The organism is Tistlia consotensis USBA 355 (genome assembly GCF_900177295.1).
GTDB classification, from domain to species: domain Bacteria; phylum Pseudomonadota; class Alphaproteobacteria; order Kiloniellales; family DSM-21159; genus Tistlia; species Tistlia consotensis.
On sequence record NZ_FWZX01000001.1, the window covers coordinates 137,852 to 157,985 of the forward strand.

The 20,134-nt window shown below is 73.2% G+C and carries 18 protein-coding genes; 13 read left to right on the top strand and 5 right to left on the bottom strand.

Annotated features, from left to right (window positions below):
• The first annotated feature begins 7 nt into the window (after positions 1 to 7).
• Together B9O00_RS00675 and B9O00_RS00680 are read left to right on the top strand one after the other, a co-directional pair.
• Positions 8 to 505, top strand: coding sequence for an SspB family protein (locus B9O00_RS00675; RefSeq protein ID WP_085120499.1), 498 nt, complete (start codon positions 8 to 10; stop codon positions 503 to 505).
• 87 nt (positions 506 to 592) lie between these two features.
• On the top strand, positions 593 to 802 hold the full coding sequence (locus B9O00_RS00680) for a hypothetical protein (RefSeq protein ID WP_085120500.1): 210 nt from the start codon (positions 593 to 595) through the stop codon (positions 800 to 802).
• A 33-nt stretch (positions 803 to 835) separates the two neighbouring features.
• Here B9O00_RS00680 and B9O00_RS00685 read toward each other — a convergent pair whose 3' ends face one another.
• On the bottom strand, positions 836 to 1,975 hold the full coding sequence (locus B9O00_RS00685; RefSeq protein ID WP_143596113.1) for a Rossmann-fold NAD(P)-binding domain-containing protein: 1,140 nt from the start codon (positions 1,973 to 1,975) through the stop codon (positions 836 to 838).
• 235 nt (positions 1,976 to 2,210) lie between these two features.
• Between B9O00_RS00685 and B9O00_RS00690 the strand changes: the two genes are divergently transcribed.
• The 5 genes from B9O00_RS00690 to B9O00_RS00710 all read left to right on the top strand — a co-directional run bounded on the left by B9O00_RS00690 (position 2,211) and on the right by B9O00_RS00710 (position 6,639).
• Positions 2,211 to 3,107, top strand: coding sequence for an ABC transporter substrate-binding protein (locus tag B9O00_RS00690; RefSeq protein ID WP_085120502.1), 897 nt, complete (start codon positions 2,211 to 2,213; stop codon positions 3,105 to 3,107).
• A gap of 116 nt (positions 3,108 to 3,223) precedes the next feature.
• Positions 3,224 to 4,384: a saccharopine dehydrogenase NADP-binding domain-containing protein gene (locus B9O00_RS00695; RefSeq protein ID WP_085120503.1), complete on the top strand. Its 1,161-nt coding sequence runs from the start codon at positions 3,224 to 3,226 to the stop codon at positions 4,382 to 4,384.
• A 16-nt stretch (positions 4,385 to 4,400) separates the two neighbouring features.
• The gene (locus tag B9O00_RS00700; RefSeq protein WP_085120504.1) at positions 4,401 to 5,363 is read left to right on the top strand and encodes an ABC transporter ATP-binding protein; all 963 of its coding nucleotides are present in this window, start codon (positions 4,401 to 4,403) and stop codon (positions 5,361 to 5,363) included.
• Positions 5,364 to 5,375: 12 nt separating this feature from the next.
• Positions 5,376 to 5,987, top strand: coding sequence for an ABC transporter permease (locus tag B9O00_RS00705; protein WP_085120505.1), 612 nt, complete (start codon positions 5,376 to 5,378; stop codon positions 5,985 to 5,987).
• 7 nt (positions 5,988 to 5,994) lie between these two features.
• The gene (locus B9O00_RS00710; protein WP_085120506.1) at positions 5,995 to 6,639 is read left to right on the top strand and encodes an ABC transporter permease; all 645 of its coding nucleotides are present in this window, start codon (positions 5,995 to 5,997) and stop codon (positions 6,637 to 6,639) included.
• A 21-nt stretch (positions 6,640 to 6,660) separates the two neighbouring features.
• Here B9O00_RS00710 and B9O00_RS00715 read toward each other — a convergent pair whose 3' ends face one another.
• Positions 6,661 to 6,867: a hypothetical protein gene (locus B9O00_RS00715; RefSeq protein ID WP_085120507.1), complete on the bottom strand. Its 207-nt coding sequence runs from the start codon at positions 6,865 to 6,867 to the stop codon at positions 6,661 to 6,663.
• A gap of 64 nt (positions 6,868 to 6,931) precedes the next feature.
• Here B9O00_RS00715 and B9O00_RS00720 point away from each other — a divergent pair, with 64 nt between their 5' ends.
• Positions 6,932 to 7,567, top strand: coding sequence for an alpha/beta family hydrolase (locus B9O00_RS00720; RefSeq protein WP_085120508.1), 636 nt, complete (start codon positions 6,932 to 6,934; stop codon positions 7,565 to 7,567).
• Positions 7,568 to 7,573: 6 nt separating this feature from the next.
• Here B9O00_RS00720 and B9O00_RS00725 read toward each other — a convergent pair whose 3' ends face one another.
• On the bottom strand, positions 7,574 to 10,084 hold the full coding sequence (locus B9O00_RS00725; RefSeq protein WP_085120509.1) for a cation:proton antiporter domain-containing protein: 2,511 nt from the start codon (positions 10,082 to 10,084) through the stop codon (positions 7,574 to 7,576).
• Between the two features lie 173 nt (positions 10,085 to 10,257).
• Between B9O00_RS00725 and fumC the strand changes: the two genes are divergently transcribed.
• The gene (gene fumC / locus B9O00_RS00730) at positions 10,258 to 11,664 is read left to right on the top strand and encodes a class II fumarate hydratase (RefSeq protein ID WP_235017004.1); all 1,407 of its coding nucleotides are present in this window, start codon (positions 10,258 to 10,260) and stop codon (positions 11,662 to 11,664) included.
• Between the two features lie 68 nt (positions 11,665 to 11,732).
• Entirely contained in the window at positions 11,733 to 11,975 is a 243-nt protein-coding gene (locus B9O00_RS00735) for a ribbon-helix-helix domain-containing protein (protein ID WP_085120511.1), read from the top strand.
• A gap of 127 nt (positions 11,976 to 12,102) precedes the next feature.
• Here B9O00_RS00735 and B9O00_RS00740 read toward each other — a convergent pair whose 3' ends face one another.
• A complete protein-coding gene (locus B9O00_RS00740; protein ID WP_085120512.1) occupies positions 12,103 to 15,894 on the bottom strand; it encodes an AsmA family protein in 3,792 nt (1,263 codons plus the stop codon).
• A 203-nt stretch (positions 15,895 to 16,097) separates the two neighbouring features.
• On the opposite strand from B9O00_RS00740, the gene B9O00_RS00745 reads away from it, so the two are divergent.
• The gene (locus B9O00_RS00745) at positions 16,098 to 16,307 is read left to right on the top strand and encodes a DUF4169 family protein (protein ID WP_085120513.1); all 210 of its coding nucleotides are present in this window, start codon (positions 16,098 to 16,100) and stop codon (positions 16,305 to 16,307) included.
• A gap of 11 nt (positions 16,308 to 16,318) precedes the next feature.
• Positions 16,319 to 17,491 carry a pyridoxal phosphate-dependent aminotransferase gene (locus B9O00_RS00750; RefSeq protein WP_085120514.1) on the top strand — a complete coding sequence of 391 codons (1,173 nt, stop codon included), beginning with the start codon at positions 16,319 to 16,321 and terminating at the stop codon, positions 17,489 to 17,491.
• Between the two features lie 192 nt (positions 17,492 to 17,683).
• On the opposite strand, the gene B9O00_RS00755 is transcribed toward B9O00_RS00750, so the two are convergent.
• Positions 17,684 to 18,982 (bottom strand): aspartate aminotransferase family protein, encoded by a 1,299-nt coding sequence (locus B9O00_RS00755; protein WP_085120515.1) that lies wholly within the window; start codon positions 18,980 to 18,982, stop codon positions 17,684 to 17,686.
• A gap of 173 nt (positions 18,983 to 19,155) precedes the next feature.
• On the opposite strand from B9O00_RS00755, the gene B9O00_RS00760 reads away from it, so the two are divergent.
• The gene (locus B9O00_RS00760) at positions 19,156 to 20,082 is read left to right on the top strand and encodes a LysR substrate-binding domain-containing protein (RefSeq protein ID WP_085120516.1); all 927 of its coding nucleotides are present in this window, start codon (positions 19,156 to 19,158) and stop codon (positions 20,080 to 20,082) included.
• Positions 20,083 to 20,134: the final 52 nt, after the last annotated feature.

The following is a 20,134-nucleotide window of genomic DNA, read 5'->3' on the forward strand; positions in this document are numbered from 1 at the left end:
TGCCGAGATGATGGACGATCTGTTCCGATACGACCGGATGGTCGAGAACGCGCTGCGCAACGTCGTGCGCGAGGCGCTGGAGGTGACCGCCGAGCACGGGCTGACCGGCGACCACCATTTCTACCTGACCTTCCGGACCGACTGGCCGGGGGTCGAGGTCTCGCCGGCGCTGAAGCAGCGCTATCCGCGCGAGATGACGATCGTGCTGCAGCACCGCTACTGGGACCTGACGGTCGAGCCCGAGCGCTTCAGCGTCACCCTGACCTTCAACGAGGTGCCGGAGACGCTGGTCGTGCCCTTCGCCGCGGTCGCCGCCTTCGCCGATCCCTCGGTGCGCTTCGGCCTGCAGTTCGCCTCGACCGCCGTCGAGGAGGAGGACGAGGAGAGCGAAGAGGAGGGCGCGGAGTCCGGGGAGCCGGAGGAGGCCGCCGACGACGAGGCCGAGCCCGAAGCCAAGCCCGGCGAGAACGTCGTCACGCTCGACCGCTTCCGCAACAAGACCTGACGGCCCTCCGCCCGCCGCAAGTCGCCGTCGGCTTCCGGAGGCCGCCCTGCTAGAGTCGGTCCCGCCCCTGCGCCGACCGGAGCCCCAATGACAGAGCGTTCCTCCCCCCCGACGAGCAGTCCGGGCTCCCCGCCGCAGGCCGAGGAGGAGCTCCGCTTCACCCTGCGCGGGTCGGTCTATCTCTTCTCGCTGATCGACGAGGCGCGCGCCCGGCGGCCCGGCAAGATCTCGCGCAATACCTGGATCCTCGAGGCGATCACCGAGAAGCTGATGCGCGAACAGAAGTCGTCCTGGTAGCGCCCGGGCCGGCGGCCGCCGGGCGCCGCCGCCTCAGCTGTGCAGGCCGTAGCGTGCGCCCAGCGCCTTGAGGCTGCGGTCGACCTGCGCGGCGACGCGCTGCGACTCGGCCGGCGCGAAACCCTCGATGTCGAGGTCGAAGCTGTCGCGCAGCACGCGCCTCGCGGCCTCGGTGAAGACGATGCGGCCGTCGCCGCCGATCGTCTCGACGCCCTCGGCCCGCTGCCCCTCCTCGTTGATCGCGATGGCCTCGTCGAGGCCAAGGCTCGCCGGCAGCATGAGCTGCGCGCCCCCGGCGCCGAGCACCGCCGGATAGCCGCCCGGCAGGCCGTTCGGGCCGGGGATGTGCGAGCGCTCCCCGCTGTCGGTCATGATCGCCAGCAGCACCTTGCAGAGCGAGCCGGCGGCCAGGGCGCTGGCGCCCGCCGCCTCGGGGATCGACGAGGTCTCCGCGACCTCGGCCATCAGGCGCTCCCGGTCGAAGCGGTCGGTGACGTCGGTGCCCGCGAGCACGATCTTCAGGAAGAAGTCGTGGCCGTCCGTCGTGCCGCGCGTCAGGACGCCGTAGGAATGGTGGTTGTGCGCGACGATGTAGGGAACGATGTGGCGCATCGGCACGCCGAGCCGGCGCGCCGCGACGTGCTGGATCGCCGGCACCAGAAGGTCGATGTTGCCGACGCCGACCGAGGGGCCGGGGCCGGCCTTGCAGAGCGCGACGTTGACCACGTCGGGGTAGGAGACGTTGAGGTAGAGCGGCGCGGTCCCGCTCTTCTCGATCGCGCGCATCAGGCTGAAGGCCGGCGCCATGTGCGCCGCCGACCAGATGCCGGGGCCGAGCGAGACCAGATCTCGCCGGATCGCCGGCGGCAGCAGGTCGCGCAGCCACCAGGCCGCGGAGCTCGCCGCGTTGACCACGATATCCGGCCGCACGGCGCTCATCAGCGCCGCCGTCGCGGCGACGTCGGTCAGGTCCGCGCGCTGGAAGCCGATATCGGGGTAGAGCCCGAGGTAGCTGGCACCGAAGATCGCCGAGCGGGTCTTGCGCAGGCCCCGCTCGGCGTCGCGTCCCGCGGTGACGACGCGCCAGCCGAGGTTCGGCACCCGGGCCAGGAACTCCAGCACCTGGCCGCCGACGTTGCCCAGTCCGAAGATCATCAAGGTGGGTTTGGCCACGCCGTCCCTCGCCGCGTCGCTGTGTCGTCCGGAGCGGCGAGATTAGGCCCGGACCGGTCGCTCTGGCCAGCCCAGAATGTGCGTGACATCAGAGTGACGTCACTCTGATGTCGTTGATTTTATTTGATTTTTTGAAATAGGCCGGAGACTATGACCGGGCCGTGACGAGCCCCGCCGGGGAGCGGGATCGCGGGCGGCACGCCGGCTCGGCGGCAACCCTCTGGAGGAAGAGTCCATGCTCGAAGGATCGACCCGGCGCACGGTTCTGGCCGGCGCCGCGCTGCTCGCTTCCCTGTCCCTCTTCGGCCCGGCCCAGGCCGCCGACAAGCTGACCGTCGGCTCGAAGAACTACACCGAGAGCATCGTCGTCACCCACATGCTGGCCGACCTGCTGGAGGCCAAGGGCTACGAGGTCGACCGCAAGATCGGCCTGGGCGGCACCTCGGTGATCCACGAGGCGATCGTCAGCGGCGAGATCGACCTCTATCCGGAGTACACCGGCACCGCCCTGCTCGCGATCCTCAAGCACAAGGTGGTCAACGACCCGGACGAGGCCTACGGCATCGTCAAGGCGGCCTACGCGGAGCAGTTCGGCCTGACCTGGCTGAAGCCGCTCGGCTTCAACGACACCTACGCCCTGGCGATGCGCCGGGCCGACACGGAGAAGCTGGGCATCGCCTCGCTCAGCGACCTCGCGACCCACGCCGGCGACCTGACCCTCGGCTCGACGCAGGAGTTCCTCGTGCGGCCGGACGCCCTGCCCGGGCTCTCCAAGACCTACGGCATGGCGTTCAAGGGCACGCGCGGCATGGACCCGGGCCTGGTCTATCAGGCGATCGCCGGCGGCAACGTCGACGTCATCTCGGTCTTCACGACCGACGGCCGGATCAAGGCCAACGACCTGACCGTGCTGAAGGACGACAAGCGCTTCTTCCCGCCCTACTACCTGACGCCCGTCGTGCGCAGCCAGACCCTGGCCGCCCATCCCGACGTCGCCGATGCACTGAACGCCCTGGCCGGCAAGATCGACGAGGCGACGATGGTCGCCATCAACTCCGCGATCGACCAGGGCAAGCGGCCGGCCGAGGCCGTCGCCCGCGAGTTCCTCCAGAAGGCCGGCCTGCTGCACTAGGCGCCGGCCACCCGCCCCATCGACCGGACGGAGCTCCGGACGGCCCGGATCCCCGCGGTCCGGGCCGGCTCCGGCTGACTGCGCCCGCCCCACCCTCACGGAGAGCCTACAAGATCATGATCAAGCGGCATCGGAAGGTCGTCGTCTTCGGCGCCGGCGAGCTCGGCGGCATCGTCGTCGAGCTGCTCGCCCGCCACCCGAGCTTCCGCGGCGAGATCGTCCTCGCCGACCTCGATTCCGACCGCGCCTGGCGGCGCGCCAACTCGGCCCAGCAGGGCGCCCTCCAGTGGGGCTGCGAGACCCGGGTCCGCGTCGAGCGCGCCGACCTGCGCGACGTCGCTGGCACCGCCGAGCTGCTGGCACGGCTGGACCCGGACCTGGTGTTCAACGCGACGACGCTGGCGACCTGGTGGCTGCGCGACCTGCTGCCCGAGGCGGTCAAGCAGCGCCTGCACGTCGTCGGCGCCGGCTCCGGCGTCTGGTCGGCCTCGCATGCCGCCCTCGCCTACAACCTGATGCGCGCGGTCCGCGACAGCGGCATCCGCACGGTCGTCGTCAACAGCTCCTATCCCGACGGCGTCAACCCGGCGCTGGCCGCCGCGGGCCTGGCGCCTGACGTCGGCATCGGCAACGGCGACCTGCTGGTGCCGGCACTGCAGCAGGTCGTGGCGGCGCAGTTCGGCGTGCCCTGCCACCGGGTCGGCGTGACGCTGGTGGCGCATCACTTTCACGCCTACAACATCCTCATGCACGGCCATGCCCACGGGCTCGATTTCCCGGTCCGCATCTCGGTCGACGGTCGGGACGTGAGCGACCGGGTCGAGCGCGCGGCGCTTTTCGCGGCGGTGCCGGACGTCGCCCGCATTCCGGGTGCGGCGGCGGCGACCTGGATCGTCGCGGCCTCGGCGATCCGCATCCTGACGGCATTGCTCGAGCCGGTCGGCCGGCTGATCCACGCCCCCGGCCCGCTCGGCCTGGTCGGCGGCTATCCCCTGCAGGTCGACGAGAGCGGCGTCGCGCTCGCCCTGCCCGAGGGCCTCGGCCGCGACGAGGCCGTCGCGATCAACTGGGAGGCGCAGCGCGCAGAGGGCATCGAGGCGATCGAGGCGGACGGCACCATCGTGCTCACCGACGTCGCGGCGGGCACGCTGAAGGAGGTGTTCGGCTACGAGTGCCGGCGCTATCCGCTGGACGACTGCCTGGCCATCGCCCGCGAGCTGACGGCCGCGCTGCGGGCGCTCGGTGAGCGTCACGGCCTGGCCCTGCAGACCCACTGACGAGCCAGCGCGCGCCATGACCGAAGCCCTCCGTCTCGAGCAGGTGGCCAAGCGCTACGGCGCCTCGACGGCCGTACGCGACGCCACCTTCTCGGTGGCGGAGGGCGAGTTCTGCGCGATCGTCGGCCCGTCGGGCTGCGGCAAGACGACGACGCTCAAGATGATCAATCGCGTCATCGAGCCGACCGCCGGCCGGATCCTGGTCGAAGGCGTCGACGCCGCCGCCATCGACGCCGTGCAGCTGCGCCGGCGCATCGGCTACGTGATCCAGCAGATCGGCCTGTTCCCGCACATGACGGTCGAGGACAACGTCTCGGCGGTGCTGCGGATCACCGGCCGGCCGCGCGCCGAGTGCCGGCAGCGCGCCCACGAGATGCTGGAGCGGGTCGGCCTGCCGCCCGGCGAGTACGCCCGGCGGCGACCTGCGGCCCTCTCGGGCGGCCAGCAGCAGCGCGTCGGCGTGGCCCGCGCGCTCGCCGCCGACCCGGAGGTCATCCTGATGGACGAGCCCTTCGCGGCGGTCGACCCGCTGATCCGCAAGCAGCTCCAGGACGAGCTGGCGCGCATCCAGCGCGAGACGCGCAAGACCGTCGTCTTCGTCACCCACGACCTGCCGGAGGCCTTCCGCCTCGCCGACCGCATCGTCGTCTTCAAGGACGGCGCGGTGGTCCAGGCGGGCACGCCGGAGGAGCTGCTGTTCGCGCCGGCGACGCCCTTCGTCTCCGACTATCTCGCCGAGAGCCGCGAGCTGCTCGGCCTGCACTTCGTCAGGGCCCGCGACTTCGGCCGCCCGGCGACGGTCGAACGGCCCGACCTGCCGGCCGAGGCCTCCCTGCTCGAGGTGCTGCGCGCCCTGGCCGCCGGGCGCCGGGAGGCGCGCACCATCGCGCTCGGCGCCGCGCCGGGCGGCAACGGCTGGCTGCTCGAGCCGGCCGACCTGGTGCGCGGCATCGCCGCGGCCGTCGCACCGCCGGGCTGAGGGGCGCCCTTCGTGCACTACGTCCTGAGCAATCCGGAGGCGATCCTGCGTCTCGGCCTCGAACATCTGACGGTCGCCTTCGGCGCCGTGCTGATCGCGCTGCTCGTCGGCCTGCCGCTCGGCGTCGCAGCGGCCAAGCTGCGCTGGCTCGAGCTGCCGGCCCTGACCGTCGCGGGGCTGCTCTACCTGGTGCCCAGCCTGGCGCTCTTCGCCTTCCTGATTCCGCTGCTCGGGCTCGGCGTCCGCACCGCCATCGTCGGCCTCAGCATCTATTCGCTGCTGGTGATCATGCGCAACGTCGCGATCGGCGTCGCCAGCGTGCCGGCGCCGATCCTGGAGGCCGGCCGCGGCATCGGCATGACGCGGCGCCAGCTCTTCGGCCTCGTCGAGCTGCCGCTCGCGCTGCCGCTGATCGTCGCCGGCCTGCGCATCGCCGCGGTCATGACCATCGGCATCGCCAGCCTGGCCGCCTACATCGGCGCCGGCGGCTTCGGCACGCTGATCTTCCGCGGCATCGCGACCGCCGACAACGACCTGATCCTGGCCGGCACCCTGCCGACCGCGGCCCTCGCCCTGGCCTGCGACCAGCTGCTGCGGCTGCTCGAGCGGACGGTGCGGAGCTAGCCCGCCGATGGAAACGCTCGTCGCCTTCCTGCTCGACAACCGGGACCTCGTCGGCCGCCTGCTGGGCGAGCATCTCACCCTGACCCTCTCGGGGACCGGCCTCGGCTTCGCGATCGCCTTCCCGATGGCGGTCGCGGCCTCGCGCACGCCGCGGCTCGGCCGCATCCTCTCGGTGGTCGCGAACCTCGGGCAGACCGTTCCGAGCTTCGCCGTGCTCGGCCTCGCGATCCCCCTGCTCGGCATCGGCTTCGCGCCGGCGCTGCTGGCCCTGACCCTGCGCGCGCTGCTGCCGATCTACCTGAACGCCTACGTCGGCCTGCGCGACCTGCCGCCGGCCCTGCTGGAGGCGTCGCGCGGCATCGGCATGACGCCCTGGCAGAGCCTGGCATGGGTCGAGCTGCCCCTGGCCTTGCCGGCGACCCTGGGCGGGCTGCGGACCGCCGCGGTCGAGAGCGTCGGCATCGCGACGCTGGCCGCCTTCATCGGTGGCGGCGGCCTGGGGGACCTGATCCTGCAGGGCATCGCGCTGCGCGACACCACGCGGCTGCTCGCCGGCGCGGTGCCGGCAGCGGCCCTGGCGATCCTGATCGAGCTGCTGCTGGGCGCCGGACAGGCGGCGCTCACGCGCGCCGTCGGCGTCGCCCGCTCCTGAACCGCCTCGCGGCGGCCGGGGTCAGACCCGCTTCGCGCCCTGGGCGAGCGGGTTCCACTTGGTCACCTGCCTCGGACGGGCCGGGGTCTGCACGCGGACCTTGCGGGTCTTGACCAGCTCGACGAACTCGTCGAAGCGGCGCTTGATCTCCAGCTTCTCCTGCTCGTCCATCTCGCGGACGGTCTTGCCGCTGAGGTCGCGCTGGCGGATGTCGTCTTCCGTTTCCAAGGCGCGGCACTCCTTGCCCGAAATTCCGAAGCCTCTAACCTGCCGCCAGGAGGGTTAAGAGCCGGTGAACGAATCGTTCCTGCAGATCGACGGAGGCGCGGCGGCGCTGACCCTGGCGCTGGCGCACGGCGCCGGGGCCGGCATGGACACGCCCTTCATGACCGCCGTCGCCGAGGGCCTGGCGGCGCGCGGCCGCCGGGTCGCGCGCTTCGAGTTCCCCTACATGGCCAGGCGCCGGGCAGACGGCCGCAGGCGCCCGCCCGACCGCGAGCCGGTGCTGCTGGCCTGCTGGCGCGAGGTCGTCGAGGCGCTCGGCGGGCCCGGCGGGGTGGTGCTCGGCGGCAAGTCGATGGGCGGCCGCATGGCCAGCCTGCTGGCCGCCGAGCTGGAGGCCGAGGGCAGGCCGGCGCGCGGCCTGGTCTGCCTCGGCTATCCCTTCCACCCGCCGGGCAGGCCGGAGCGCACGCGCACCGCGCACCTGGCCGGCCTCGCCACGCCGGGCCTGATCCTGCAGGGCACGCGCGATCCCTTCGGCGGCCCGGAGGAGGTCGCCGGCTATGCCCTGTCGCCGGCCCTGCGGCTGCACTGGCTGGCCGACGGCGACCACGACCTCAAGCCGCGCAAGGCGAGCGGCCGCAGCGCCGCGCAGAACCGGGACGAGGCGATCGCGGCGATCGACGCGTTTCTCGGCAGCCTCTGAGCCGGCTCAGGAAGCGATGTCCGGCTGCGGCTCCGGCGCCGGCGCGCCGTTCCGGCGCTCCGAGGCGATGCGCTCGATCTGCTGGCGCAGGCCGGGATGGCGGCGCATCAGGCGGCGGAAGTCGCGCGCCTCGAGCTCCAGCAGGTGGCAGTAGCCGCTGGCCACGACGTCGGCGTTGCGCGGCTGCCGGGTCAGCAGGGCGAGCTCGCCGAAGAACTCGCCGGGACCGAGCAGGACAGAGCGGTCGTCGAGGTGCACCTCGACCGCCCCGGAGGCGATGAAGTACATCGATCGGCCGGTGGCGCCCCGGGCGACGATGCGCTCGCCGGGATAGGCCAGGCGGGCGCGCAGCATCTGCCCGAGCTCGGCGAGGCCGCGGGTGTCGGCCTGGCGGAACAGCGGCACGCGGCGGACCATCTCCATCAGCCGCAGGCCGAGGTCGAGCGAGGGCCGCCGGTCCAGGGCCCGGCGCCGCCGCTCGAGGTCCGCCATCAGGTCGGCGAAGACCTCCCGGCCGATCACCGATTCCTCGAGCTGGTGGCGGTAGGCACTCTCCTCCAGGCGCAGGGCGGCGCGCGCCAGGTACTGGCGGCGCAGGGCGCGGGCGAAGCCGGGGTACTGCAGGTCGACCGCGGCCAGGGCGTCGTCGACCGCGGTGCGGCGTGCCTCGATCAGGCCCGCCAGGGCGTCGCGCACCGCATTGCCGAGCAGCGGGCCGAGGGACTGGCGGTTGTAGCTCTCGAGCTCGCGCAGCACGAGCTGGACCGCGAGCAGCAGCTCGAAGCGGTCGGCCAGGGCCTCGGCGAGCGGCGTGCTCCAGCCGGTCAGCCGTTGCACCGCCGGAGCGAAGCGCAGCCTGCCGGTCAGCAGCACCGGCCGGGTGCCGGCGCGGCGGTAGCCCTCGGCGCCCTCGATCTTGACCGCGTCGAGCAGCCGGTCGGCCAGGGCGACCAGCCGGCCGACCAGGCCGCGCGACAGCGAGCGGTCCTGGAAGTGCTGGAGGTAGAGCTCCTTCTCGCGGTTCGCCAGGGTGCGCAGCCCGACCTCCAGGCGCTGCTCGGGCGAGACGCGCAGCGCGTCGCCAGGCGGCGGATCGGGCGGCCCCAGGCCGTCGGCCAGGGCCGAATCGAAGCCGTAGCTCTCGGCGGTCTCGGCGACCTGGCGCCGGATCGCCTGGCCGGACAGGGCCATGACCCGGTCGCGCAGCGCCCGCTCGGTCGGCGACAGGCGGTCGAGCTTCAGCCAGCCGATCAGCGGCCTCAGGGTCGTGCCGTTGACGAACAGCGTGAAGAACACGTAGCCGGTCGCCAGCACGCCGACGAAGCGCCGCACCTCGTCGGAGAGCGCCGGGCTGTCGACCACCGAGAGCGCCAGGACCAGGGTCGCCGCCCCGCGCAGGCCGCCCCAGAGCATGACGAAGCGCGTCTTGCGGCCGAGCGGCCGGGCGAGGCCGGTCAGGACGAGCAGCGGGAACAGCCCCTCCAGCACCAGCGCGCGCGCCGCCAGGGCCGCGACGACCAGCACGCCGAGCAGGCCGAGCTCGTTCCAGGTCATGTCCTTGAGCAGCTGCACGCCGAGCATCGAGGCCAGCACGAAGACCAGCGAGGTCGCCCAGAAGTCGAGCTGCTGCCAGGTCTGGGCGAGATGGCTCCAGGAGCCCGGCGAGATCCGCAGCGGCCCCTCGACCGAGATCACCAGGCCGGCGGTGACCACGGCGACGACGCCGGAGACGCCGAGATAGTTCTCGCCCAGGATGAAGGCGAGGTAGGCGAGCGCGACCGACAGGGTGATCGCGGCGATCGGCATGTCCCGCAGGTAGGCCAGCAGGAGGCAGGACAGCCGGGCGAGCAGGAAGCCGAGGCCGAGGCCGCCGACGAAGTCGATCAGGAAGGCCGTCGCCGCCGCCATCGGGTGCGGCTCGAGGCCGAGGGTCAGCATGGTCAGCAGCAGCGCGAAGAGCGCGATCGCCGCGGCGTCGTTGAACAGGCTCTCGCCGGCGACCAGCACGGTCAGGCGGCGCGGCGCGCCGAGGTCGCGGAAGATCGCGATGACGCCGGCCGGATCCGTCGTCGCGACGATGGCGCCGAGCAGCAGGCAGACGACCAGCCCGCGCTCGGAGGCCTCGTAGAGGGCGAAGCCGATCGCCCCGGCCGAGACCGCGACCGCGACGACGGCGAGCAGCAGCACCGCCGCGACCTCGTCGAGCAGCAGCCGCACGTCGACCTCGAGCGCGGCGGCGAACAGCAGTGGCGGCAGGAACAGGTAGAGATAGCCGTCCGCCCCCAGGCCGATGACGCGCAGGCCGTCGAACAGGTTGTCGATCACCGCGAAGCGGCCGCCGGCCGGCCAGCCCAGCCCGAGCAGGTGCAGCAGCACGTCGGCGAGGCCGAGCAGGATGCCGAGGCCCGCGAGCAGCGCCGCGAAGGGCAGCCGGACCCGTTCCGACAGCGGCGCCAGCAGGCTGACGCCGGTCAGGAGAGCGATCAGCGCCAGCAGGATCGGCACGAGCTCGGTCATCGGCCGCCACTCTGCCCGAAGGCCGGAACGGCTGCCAGTGGGCCCATGGTCAAGCGGAACCGCTGACAATGCGTCGCGGTTCCCGGACGGCAGTAGCCCGGATTTGGGGTAGCACGCGATGTCCGCGCTACCTAACTCAGAGGACAGGCAACGATCGGCCCGGGGAGAATGCCTTGACCAGCGAGACGCCGGAAACCCGGCTGGAGAGCGATTCGCTCGGCGAGATTGCGGTGCCGGCGGCGCGCTACTGGGGCGCCCAGACCCAGCGCTCGCTGCAGAACTTCCGGATCGGCGAGGAGCGCATGCCGCCCGCGCTGATCCATGCCCTCGGCCTGCAGAAGCTGGCCGCGGCGCGGGTCAACGAGCGGCTCGGCGCACTGCCGGGTGACTTGGCGGGAGCGATCCAGCAGGCTGCCCGGGAGGTCGCGGACGGCAGGCTCGATGCCGAGTTCCCGCTGGTCGTCTGGCAGACCGGCTCGGGCACCCAGACCAACATGAACGCCAACGAGGTCATCGCCGGGCGCGCCAACGAGATCCTGGCCGGCCGGCGCGGCGGCAAGAGCCCGGTGCATCCGAACGACCATGTCAACCGGGGGCAGTCGTCGAACGACTCCTTCCCCACGGCCATGGCCATCGCGGCGGCGACCGAGATGGCGCAGGGCACCCTGCCGAGGCTGCGCCATCTCGCCGAGGGCCTGGCCGCCAAGGCCCAGGCCTTCCGTGCGGTCGTCAAGATCGGCCGCACGCACCTGATGGACGCGACCCCCCTGACCCTCGGCAACGAGTTCTCCGGCTATGCCGAGCAGGCGGCCCGCGGCGTGCGCCGCCTGGAGGCCGCCCTGCCCGCCCTGCTGGAGCTGGCCCAGGGCGGCACTGCCGTCGGCACCGGCCTCAACGCCGAGCCGGGCTTCGCCGAGGCCTTCGCCACCGAGGTCGCCGGGCTGACCGGCCTGCCCTTCGTGACGGCGCCCAACAAGTTCGAGGCGCTGGCGGCGCACGACGCGATCGTCGAGGCCTCGGGCGCGCTCAACACCGTCGCCGCCTCGCTGATGAAGATCGCCAACGACCTCCGCCTGCTCGGCTCGGGCCCGCGCTGCGGCATCGGCGAGATCCGCCTGCCGGCCAACGAGCCGGGCTCCTCGATCATGCCGGGCAAGGTCAACCCGACCCAGTGCGAGGCCCTGACCATGGTCTGCGCCCAGGTCATGGGCAACCACACGACGATCACCGTCGCCGGCGCGAGCGGCCAGTTCGAGCTCAACGTCTTCAAGCCGGTACTGATCTACAGCCTGCTGCAGTCGGCGCGCCTGATCGGCGACGCCGCGCAGTCGTTCCAGGACAACTGCGTCGCCGGCATCGAGGCCGACGAGGCGCGCATCGCCGAGCTGCTGCACGGCTCGTTGATGCTGGTCACGGCGCTCAATCCGCACATCGGCTACGACAAAGCCGCCGAGGTCGCCAAGAAGGCTCACAAGGAGGGCACCACCCTGAAGGCGGCGGCGGTCGCGCTCGGCCACGTCAGCGCCGAGGACTTCGACCGCTGGGTGCGCCCCGAGGCGATGCTGGGGCCGCGCCGATGACCGAGGGAGCGTCCGCACCGCCGGACGCAGCGGCCGCCGAGGCCGGAAGCAGAATAGTTGGAGGAAGCATGAGCAGAAGCGGGATCCTGCGCAAACGATCGGTCACCATAGCCGGCCATCGGACCAGCCTGTCCCTGGAGGCGGTGTTCTGGAAGGCGCTCCAGGACGCGGCGAGCGAGGAAGGCGCCTCGGTCAACGCCCTCGTCGAGCGCATCGACCGCGAGCGTGCAGCCGACGGCAGCGACGGCAACCTGTCGAGCGCGGTCCGGGTCTGGCTGATGCAGCGCCTGCGCGAGCGCGTCGCCGCCTGACACGGGCCCCCTGATACCGGCCGCCTGATACCGGCCCCCTGATACCGGCCCCTGACACGCCCCCCCTGACACGGACGCCCTCTGACACGGGGCTCCGCGGGCGCGGCGCCTCGGGGCGCCGCGCCGGTCAGTTGCTCTTCTTGCCGAGCCCCTGGATCAGCCCGCGCAGGATGTCGGCCGGCTTCGGCGGGCTGCTCTGCTGCTGGCTCTGGCTGTCCGACTGGGAGTCGGTCTGGGAGTCGGGCGTGATCTGCAGCTGATCCGACGGCTGCTGCAGTTGCTGCTGGGCGCCGGGCAGCGCCTTCTGCAGCAGCTGCTCCAGCGGATTGGCGGCCGGCGGCGCGCTCTTGCCCGGGGTGATCTGCAGCCCGGTGCCCTTGAGCCGCACGTTCGGCTGGTCGAGCGCCCCCGTGAGGTCGATCTCGACCTGCGGGTCCGAGATGCCCTCCTTGTAGAGGGCGTTGTTCAGCGAGAGGGTCCAGGCCGGCAGGTTGGCCAGCGTGCCGCGCGACTCCAGGCGCGCGCCGTTGCCGGCGAGCTGCAGGTCCCTGGTCGTCGCGACGCCGCCCTCGACCTGGATCGTGCCCGAGAGCTTGCCCGGCTGCCCGGCGAAGGCGCCGAACAGCTCGTTCAGGGGATTGGTGACGCCGCGCAGCTCCTTGACCTGCTTTCCGAGGATGCCGAGCAGCACGTTGCCGGCCTCCTCCCGGGCCTTGACGTCGATGGTCAGCTCGCCGCCGACCTTGCCCTGGCCCCCGAGGGCCGTGACCAGCGCCGCCGGGCTGTTGCCGCGGCTGGCGAGCTCGGCGTCGAGGTCGACGCGGCCCTTGGCACGGTCGCTGCCCTGGTCGTGCAGGAAGGCGCCGACGTCGGCGCCGGCGAGCTTCGCCGCCAGGGTCGCGGCCGCGAGGTCGCCCGAGGCGTCGAGCTTGCCGCTGGCCTCCAGCCTGCCGTCGTAGAAGGTGCCGGCGAGCCGGTCGATCGTCAGCACGCCGCCGTCCAGCTTGCCGCGCAGCGCCGCCGGCGCCAGCACCAGCTTGCCCTGGCGCAGCGCCTTGGCGTCGAGGGCGAACTCGGCGTCGACCTGGCGCAGCGCGCCGAGCTCGATCGGCTGGCGCGACCAGCGCGGCGCCGGATCGGCGCCGCCGCCGCCGCCGTCGCCGAACAGCCGCCCGAGGTCGATCTCGCGGGTCTTGAGATCGGCCTTCACGAAGGGCCGGGCGCGGGCCAGGGCGACCTCGATCGTGCCGCTCTCGATCGTCGGGCCGACGTCGCCCTTGAGATCGGCGATCTTGATCTGCAGCGGGTTGCCCGAGATCTGCGCACGCAGGTCCAGCTTGCCGGCATTGGGCGCCAGCGGCGACTGGCCGAGCAGATGGCGCAGCAGCGCCGGGAAGTCGTCCTTGATCGCGGCGAAGCGGAAGTCGAAGGACGGCAGGCCGCTCGCGAAGTCGCCGGCCTTGCCCTGGGCGTCGAACTCGGCGCCGAGGGTCTTGAGCCGCGTGTCGTAGTGCGCCTCGGCGGCGCTGTAGTCGAACTGCGAGGTGAGATCGACGGTATCGAGCCTGGCCAGGGGCGAGTCGGCGGGCAGGCCGGCGACCTTGGCAAGCGCCGGGCCCTTGACGCCGCTGGCCTGCAGCCGCGCGTCGCTGATCTTGAGCTGGTCGGGCAGGCCCGCGACCTTGCCCGACGAGAAGATCGAGCCGCCGAGCGCGGTCACGTCGGCGTTGTAGCTGAAGCCCTTGGCGGAACCCGAGGCGCTGCCGCTGGCCCGGAAGCTGCCGAGCTGGGCGAGCACGCCGTCGGCCGGCTGGCCGAGCAGGCGGCTGAGCCGGCCGGTGTCGGTCACGCTGATGTCGAAGCTGCCGTCCTCGACCGAGGGCGCGTCCGGCAGGCCGCTGAATACCCCGGACAGGCTGAAGGCGCCGCCGGCCAGATCGCCGACGGTCAGGCGCCGCAGGGTCAGGCGGCCCTGCTGCAGGGTGCCGTCGAGCGTCACCTGGCGCGCCGACTGGCCGTTGTAGGTGACCTGGCCCAGCGTCAGGTCGATGTTGGCGTCGACCGCGCGGAGCAGGCCGGCGACCCCGCCCTTCGGGGCGGTCGCCGCTGCCGGCTGCTGCGGGCTCCCGGCCTGGCCCGCCGCCTGCCCCACCGCCTGCCCCGCCGCCTGCCCCTGGTCCTCGGCGGCCTTGCCGGCCCCGGCCTTCGCCTCGGGCTGGACCTGCGTCTGGGCTTGCGTCTGGGCCTGGGCCGCAGGCTTCGGCTTTCCGGCAGGCTGCGCGGCCTCGGCTTCCGGCCCGCCGCCGGGCAGGTAGGCGTCGAGGTTGATCCGGTCGACGGTGAGGCCGAGGCCGACGCCGAGCCGGTCGCGCAGCGCCAGCGCGACGCCGCCGGTGACCCGGCTGGCGTCGATCTCCAGGTCGATGCCGGTGATCGAGGCCTGCTGCGGCGTCCCGTCGACGTTGGCGAGCAGGCTGGCGCGCCGCAGCCGGTCGCTCGGCACCGCCCCGGCGTCGACGCCGAGCCAGCCCATGATGGCGCGCAGGTTGTCCGCCGTCGCCTCCAGGCGGCCGACGAAGTGCGGCTGGTGCTGCTCGGCGGTCAGGTTGCCCGACAGCACGACGTTGCCGCCGCCCGGCAGCAGCGCGAGCGCCTGGTTGAGCGCGACGCGGCCGTCCTGCAGGTCGGCATTGACCAGCACCTGGCGGACGATCTCGCGGCGCCAGACCAGGGTGTCGACCTGCAGGTCGACCGAGGCGCGCAGCCCCGCCGGCAGGCTGAAGCTCGGCACCGGGGCCGGATCCTGGCCGCCGCCGCCACCGTCGGCGAGCAGGCTGTCGAGGTCGAGCCGCGAGACCGTCAGCGCGACCTCGAGGTCGGTCGGCTTGCCGAAGGTCACGCTGGTCTTGCCGCCGACCGCACTGTCGGCCATCGACAGGTCGATCGCCGAGAGGCCGAGCTTGTCGTCGCCGTAGGCGAGCCGGCCCGACAGGGCGAAAGGCTGGGCGAGGCCGCCCGGCAGGTCGCTGCCCGGCGCCGCGAAGTCGAGCAGCACCAGCAGGTTCTTGCCCTTGACCGTCAGGTCGCCCGCGGCCTTCGGCGCCTCGCCGGCGGTCAGGTCGCCGGTGAAGCGCGCCTCGGTGGCGCCGAGCTCGGGCAGCGTCAGGGTCAGGGTCACCGGCGTCGCGCCGGCCAGCGCCAGCTGGCCGGTCGAGGCCGTGAAGCTCGCCGCCGTGCCGCGCGCCTGCGCCTTGCCCTCGATCTGGAAGGGGCCGCGCAGCGAATCGGCCTTCAGGGTCGCGTTCAGCGCCTCGACCTTCTCCTCCCGGCCGGCCACGGCATCGCGGTAGACCAGCGTGCCGTCCTCGATCCTGACCTGCTGCAGGCTGACCGACAGCGGCTCGCCGCCGCCTCCGCTCGCGGCCGGCGCCGCGGGCTGCTGGGCCGCAGGCTGCTGGGCCGGGGCCGTGGACCCCGCCTGTCCGGCCGGCGCCTGGGTGGCCGCGGGGGCAGCGGCCGGGGCGGCCTTCGGCGGCGCCAGGTCCCAGTTGACCCGGCCGTCGGCCAGGCGCTCGAGCAGGATCCGCGGCTGCACCAGCACCAGCGACTTGATCTTGAGGTCGCCGCCGACCAGCGGCCCGAGAGCGACCTGGACCTCCAGGGTCTTCAGCGAGACCATGGTCGGCTCCGAGCCGCCGGCGACGTTCGACAGGCTGGCGCCCTCGGCCGAGAGCGTCGGGGTCGGCAGGATCGAGAGGCTGAGGTCGCCGGTGATCTCGAGCTGCCGCCCGGTCGCCTGCTCGACCGCCGCCGCCAGGCGCGGCTTGAAGGCGTTCCAGTCGACCAGCATCGGGCCGGCCAGCACGGCCAGGACGAGCAGCGACAGGATCGCGCCGAGGACGATCAGCAGCGTGCGCAAGACAATTCCCGGTCCCTGGGCCGCGGTCGTTGGCGGTGCAGCATCGTTTTCGAAACTTACTGGCTGCTCAAGGCCTTGGCAAACGAGGCGTGCGGCCTGCGACGCTTTCGGGCGCCGCGCCCGCCGGGCTGCGCGAAGCTGCCGCTTCTGTCCCCGGCCGCGCCTGTGCTAAGCCCTCGGTCCGGGCAGCGATCGAGCGGACGATGGCGGAGATCATCAACCTACGGCAGCAGCGCAGGGCGAAGGCCCGCGCCGAGGCGGCCGCAACGGCCGAGGCCAACCGCGCCCGCCACGGCCGCACCAAGGCCGAGCGCCGGCGCCAGGAGGCCGAGGCCGAGCGCGAGCAGCGCCGGCTCGACGGCCTGCGCCTGGCCGGTCCCGGCGCGGACGATACCGAAGAACAAGAGAAGTAGGGACAGATCCCATGCGCTATGGACCGCTGGTCGAGCGGCTCGCCGCCGACGGCTCCGAAGGTTGGGCCGTGCATTTCCGGGCCTGGGAGCGCCAGGCCGCCGGCATCGACACCCTGGTCCTGACGGTCGGCGACAGCGACTTCGAGAGCCCGCCCGAGGCGGTCGCGGCCTGCAAGGCGGCGCTCGACGCCGGCAAGACGCGCTACACCGCGATCCTCGGCGACCCGCGGCTGCGCAAGGCGATCGCCGAGCGCCATGCCCGTCAGACCGGCCGCGCGACCTCGCCCGAGCAGGTGGTGGTCGCGGCCGGCGCGCAGAATGCCCTCTTCTCCGTCGTGCTGAGCCTGCTCGGGCCCGGCGACGAGGCGATCGTGCCGGAACCGATGTACCTGACCTACCCCGGCACCGTGGCGACGCCCGGCGGCGTCATGGTCGCGGTGCCGAGCCCGGCCGAGCGCGGCTTCCACGTCGACCCGGCCGAGATCGAGAAGGCGGTGACGCCGAACAGCCGGCTGATCCTGATCGCCTCGCCGAACAACCCGACCGGCGCCGTGCTCGGCCGCGCCGAGTGGCAGGCGATCGGCGAGATCGCGCGGGCCCACGACCTCTGGCTGGTCTCCGACGAGGTCTATGCCGACCTGGTCTATCTCGACGACCCGGTCTACCCGGCCTCGCTGCCCGAGCTGGCGGAGCGCACGATCGTCGTCTCGAGCCTGTCGAAGTCGCACGCCATGACCGGCTGGCGCGCCGGCTGGTCGGTCAGCCCGACCCCCGAGCTGCCGCAGCACCTGTTCCGCCTGGCCATCGCCAACACCTACGGCTCGCCGCAGTTCGTCCAGGACGCCGCCCTGGCCGCCCTGGAGGCCGCGCCCGGCGCGCTGCCGGCGCTGCGCGAGGCCTATGCCAAGCGCCGCCTGGCGGTCGCCGAGGCGGTCGACGCGATCCCGGGACTCTCCTGCCTGCGGCCGGAGGGCGGCATGTTCGTGCTGGTCGACGTGCGCCGGAGCGGCCTCAGCGCCCTCGACTTCGCCAACCGCCTGCTCGACGACACTGGCCTCGCCCTGCTGCCGGCCGACGGCTTCGGCGCCAGCGCGGCCGGCCACCTGCGCCTCAACCTCGGCACGCCCTACACGATGCTGAAGGACGCGATGGGCCGCCTGGCGGCCTTCGCGGCCAAGCTCTGACGCGCGGCGGGACACGGCCGCGGCCCCCGGCGTGCATCATTGGCACCGCCAATTCGCTTCATCCTGAGCGTGTCGAAGGATGGAGCGAACCCGGCACGGTCGGTGCCGAACGGCTTCACCCTTCGACAGGCTCAGGATGAAGCCGTTGACGCTGGTCGCGCGGCGGCACGGGCGCCGGCGGTACCGCCCCCCTCAGGCGGGCACCACTGCGCCGATCGCCTGGTCGAGCAGCGCGACGCCGAGGTCGATCTCGGCGTCGCTGACGGTCAGCGAGGGAGCGATGCGCATCGTGCCGCCCGACGAGCCGGCGCGCACGATGTTGGCCGAGAGGCCGAGCTCCAGGGCCCGATCGGTCACCGCGTCCGAGATCGCCGCCGCCGCGAGGCCGGCGGCGTCGGTGAACTCCAGGCCCATCAGCAGGCCGCGGCCGCGCACGTCGCCGACGCAGGGATGGCGCTCCTTGAGGCCGTTCAGGCCGGCGGCCAGGCGCCGGCCGGCCTCCGCGGCGCGGGCCGCCAGGCCGTCGCGCTCGACGACCTTCAGCACGGTCAGGCCGACCGCCGCCAGCAGCGGGTCGTTGACGTGGGTCGTGTAGAACAGGAAGTCGCGCGCCTCGGCCTCGTCGGCGATGGCGTCGCCGGTCATCACGGCCGACAGCGGCAGGCCGGCGCCGAGCGTCTTCGACAGGGTCAGGATGTCGGGCACCACGCCGTCCCGCTCGAAGGCGAACATCAGGCCCGTGCGGCCGACGCCGGTCTGCGCCTCGTCGAGGATCAGCAGCATGCCACGCGCCCGGCAGTGCGCCTTGAGCGCCGCGAGATAGCCCGGCGGCAGCTCGAGCACGCCGCCGCTCGACAGGATCGGCTCGGCGATGAAGGCGGCGAGGTTGCCGGTCGACTGGCGGTCGATCAGCTCGAAGGCGTCGTCCAGCTCCTGCTGCCAGGTCACGCCGGCGAAGCGCGGCCGGTAGGGGTTGGGCGCCGGAATCGCGAAGGAGCCGGCGGCCAGCGGCCCGATGCCGCGCCGCCCCGCCTTGTAGGTCGCGGCCGCCGCGCCACCGGTCATGCCGTGCCAGGACTGGGCGAAGCCGACGACCTCCCACTTGCCGGTGACCAGCTTGGCCAGGCGGATCGCCGCCTCGTTGGCCTCGCCGCCGGTCGACAGCAGGATCGCCCGCGGCAGCTCCGGGACCAGCCGGGCCAGCGCCTCGGCGAGGTCGACGACCGGCTCCGAGAGCATCGAGGAGAAGAGATGGTCGAGCCGGCCGACCTGCTCGCGCACCGTCGCGACGATCTCCGGGTGGCAGTGACCGAGGATTGCGCTCATCTGGCCGGAGGTGAAGTCGAGCACCCGCCGGCCCGCGGCGTCGTAGAGGAACGAGCCCTCGGCCCGGACCGGCACGAAGGGCACGAACTCGCCGCCGAAGGTCAGCAGATGGCGGCGGGCGCGGGTCCAGAAGGCGGCGTCGGCGGGCGGGGGCGTCTGGTCCATCGGCGGTCGTTCCCGAAGTGGTCGAGGGTCGTCTGAGCGGTCGGCACGGCCGCAGCCGCGCGGACTCCATCAGGCGGCCGTCGGCCTTCCGGGCACAAGCGCAAAGAACTCGCTGGACAGGTGAGGTGAGTTCACCATTCTTGACGGCTGTCGCCCGCCGGGAGTCGCCGAGAATGGCCGGATCCAGCCTGCCGCTGAGAGCGCTGGTCGTCTTCGAAGCCGCCGCCCGGCTCGGCAGCTTCCGCGCCGCGGCCGAGGAGCTGGCCCTGACGCCCTCGGCGGTCAGCCATCAGATCCGCCTGCTGGAGGCCGGGCTCGAGGTCCGGCTGTTCGAGCGGGCCGGCCGCGGCGTCCTGCTGTCGGCCGACGGCCGGGCCTTCTTCGACAGCGTCAGCGAAGGCTTCGAGATCCTGCGCCGGGCGACCGGCGAGCTGGCCGAGCGGCGCCGGGCCCGGCGGCCGGCCGAGGTCGTGCGGCTGCGCACCCCGCCGTCCTTCGCCGGCCGCTGGCTGCTGCCGCGCCTGCCGGCGCTGCTCGAGCGCCACCCGGCGCTCGACATCCGCGTCGCCGCCGAAGGCCACGGCGACTACGACCCGGCCGCGACGGACCTGGCGATCGTCTACGGCGAGGCGCGGCAGTGGCAGGCCCGGGCGCTGCCGCTGCTCGAGGAGCGCATCCAGCCGCTCTGCGCCCCGGCGCGGGCCGCGGCGATCGGCTCGGCGCGCGATCTGCTGTCGCAGCCGCTGATCGCGACGCGGGTCAACGTGCTGTCCTGGGCAGACTGGTTCCGGCGCCAGGGCCTGGCGCGGGACGCCGCCGCGGCACGGCTGATCGAGCTCGACCCGTCGGACGTCGCGATCGAGGCGGCGGCCAAGGGTCTAGGGGTGGTGCTGGAGAGCGATCTGCTGGCCGCGGAGGAGCTGGCCGAGGGCCGGCTGGTCGCGCCGCTGCCGGGGCTGGGACTGACCGCGCAGTCCTACTGGCTGGCACCGAGCGGTCCGGCGCCGCGGCCCGGCGTCGCGCTGCTGCGCGACTGGCTGCTCGAGACCGCCGCGGGCCAGGGGGCGTCGACCGGACCAGGCGCGTCGCTCGGCACCTAGAAAAGCCGCCCGGCACGCAGCGGCGCCGGGCGGTCGATAGCGCACCGGGACG

Bases quoted from the DNA above. Each gene is read 5' to 3' on its own strand.
- B9O00_RS00700 (WP_085120504.1), top strand. From the start codon at position 4,401: ATGACCGAAGCCCTCCGTCTCGAGCAGGTGGCCAAGCGCTACGGCGCC.
- B9O00_RS00745 (WP_085120513.1), top strand. From the start codon at position 16,098: ATGGCGGAGATCATCAACCTACGGCAGCAGCGCAGGGCGAAGGCCCGC.
- B9O00_RS00735 (WP_085120511.1), top strand. From the start codon at position 11,733: ATGAGCAGAAGCGGGATCCTGCGCAAACGATCGGTCACCATAGCCGGC.
- B9O00_RS00695 (WP_085120503.1), top strand. From the start codon at position 3,224: ATGATCAAGCGGCATCGGAAGGTCGTCGTCTTCGGCGCCGGCGAGCTC.
- B9O00_RS00750 (WP_085120514.1), top strand. From the start codon at position 16,319: ATGCGCTATGGACCGCTGGTCGAGCGGCTCGCCGCCGACGGCTCCGAA.
- B9O00_RS00710 (WP_085120506.1), top strand. From the start codon at position 5,995: ATGGAAACGCTCGTCGCCTTCCTGCTCGACAACCGGGACCTCGTCGGC.
- B9O00_RS00690 (WP_085120502.1), top strand. From the start codon at position 2,211: ATGCTCGAAGGATCGACCCGGCGCACGGTTCTGGCCGGCGCCGCGCTG.
- B9O00_RS00675 (WP_085120499.1), top strand. From the start codon at position 8: ATGATGGACGATCTGTTCCGATACGACCGGATGGTCGAGAACGCGCTG.
- B9O00_RS00680 (WP_085120500.1), top strand. From the start codon at position 593: ATGACAGAGCGTTCCTCCCCCCCGACGAGCAGTCCGGGCTCCCCGCCG.
- B9O00_RS00755 (WP_085120515.1), bottom strand. From the start codon at position 18,982: ATGGACCAGACGCCCCCGCCCGCCGACGCCGCCTTCTGGACCCGCGCC.
- B9O00_RS00725 (WP_085120509.1), bottom strand. From the start codon at position 10,084: ATGACCGAGCTCGTGCCGATCCTGCTGGCGCTGATCGCTCTCCTGACC.
- B9O00_RS00760 (WP_085120516.1), top strand. From the start codon at position 19,156: ATGGCCGGATCCAGCCTGCCGCTGAGAGCGCTGGTCGTCTTCGAAGCC.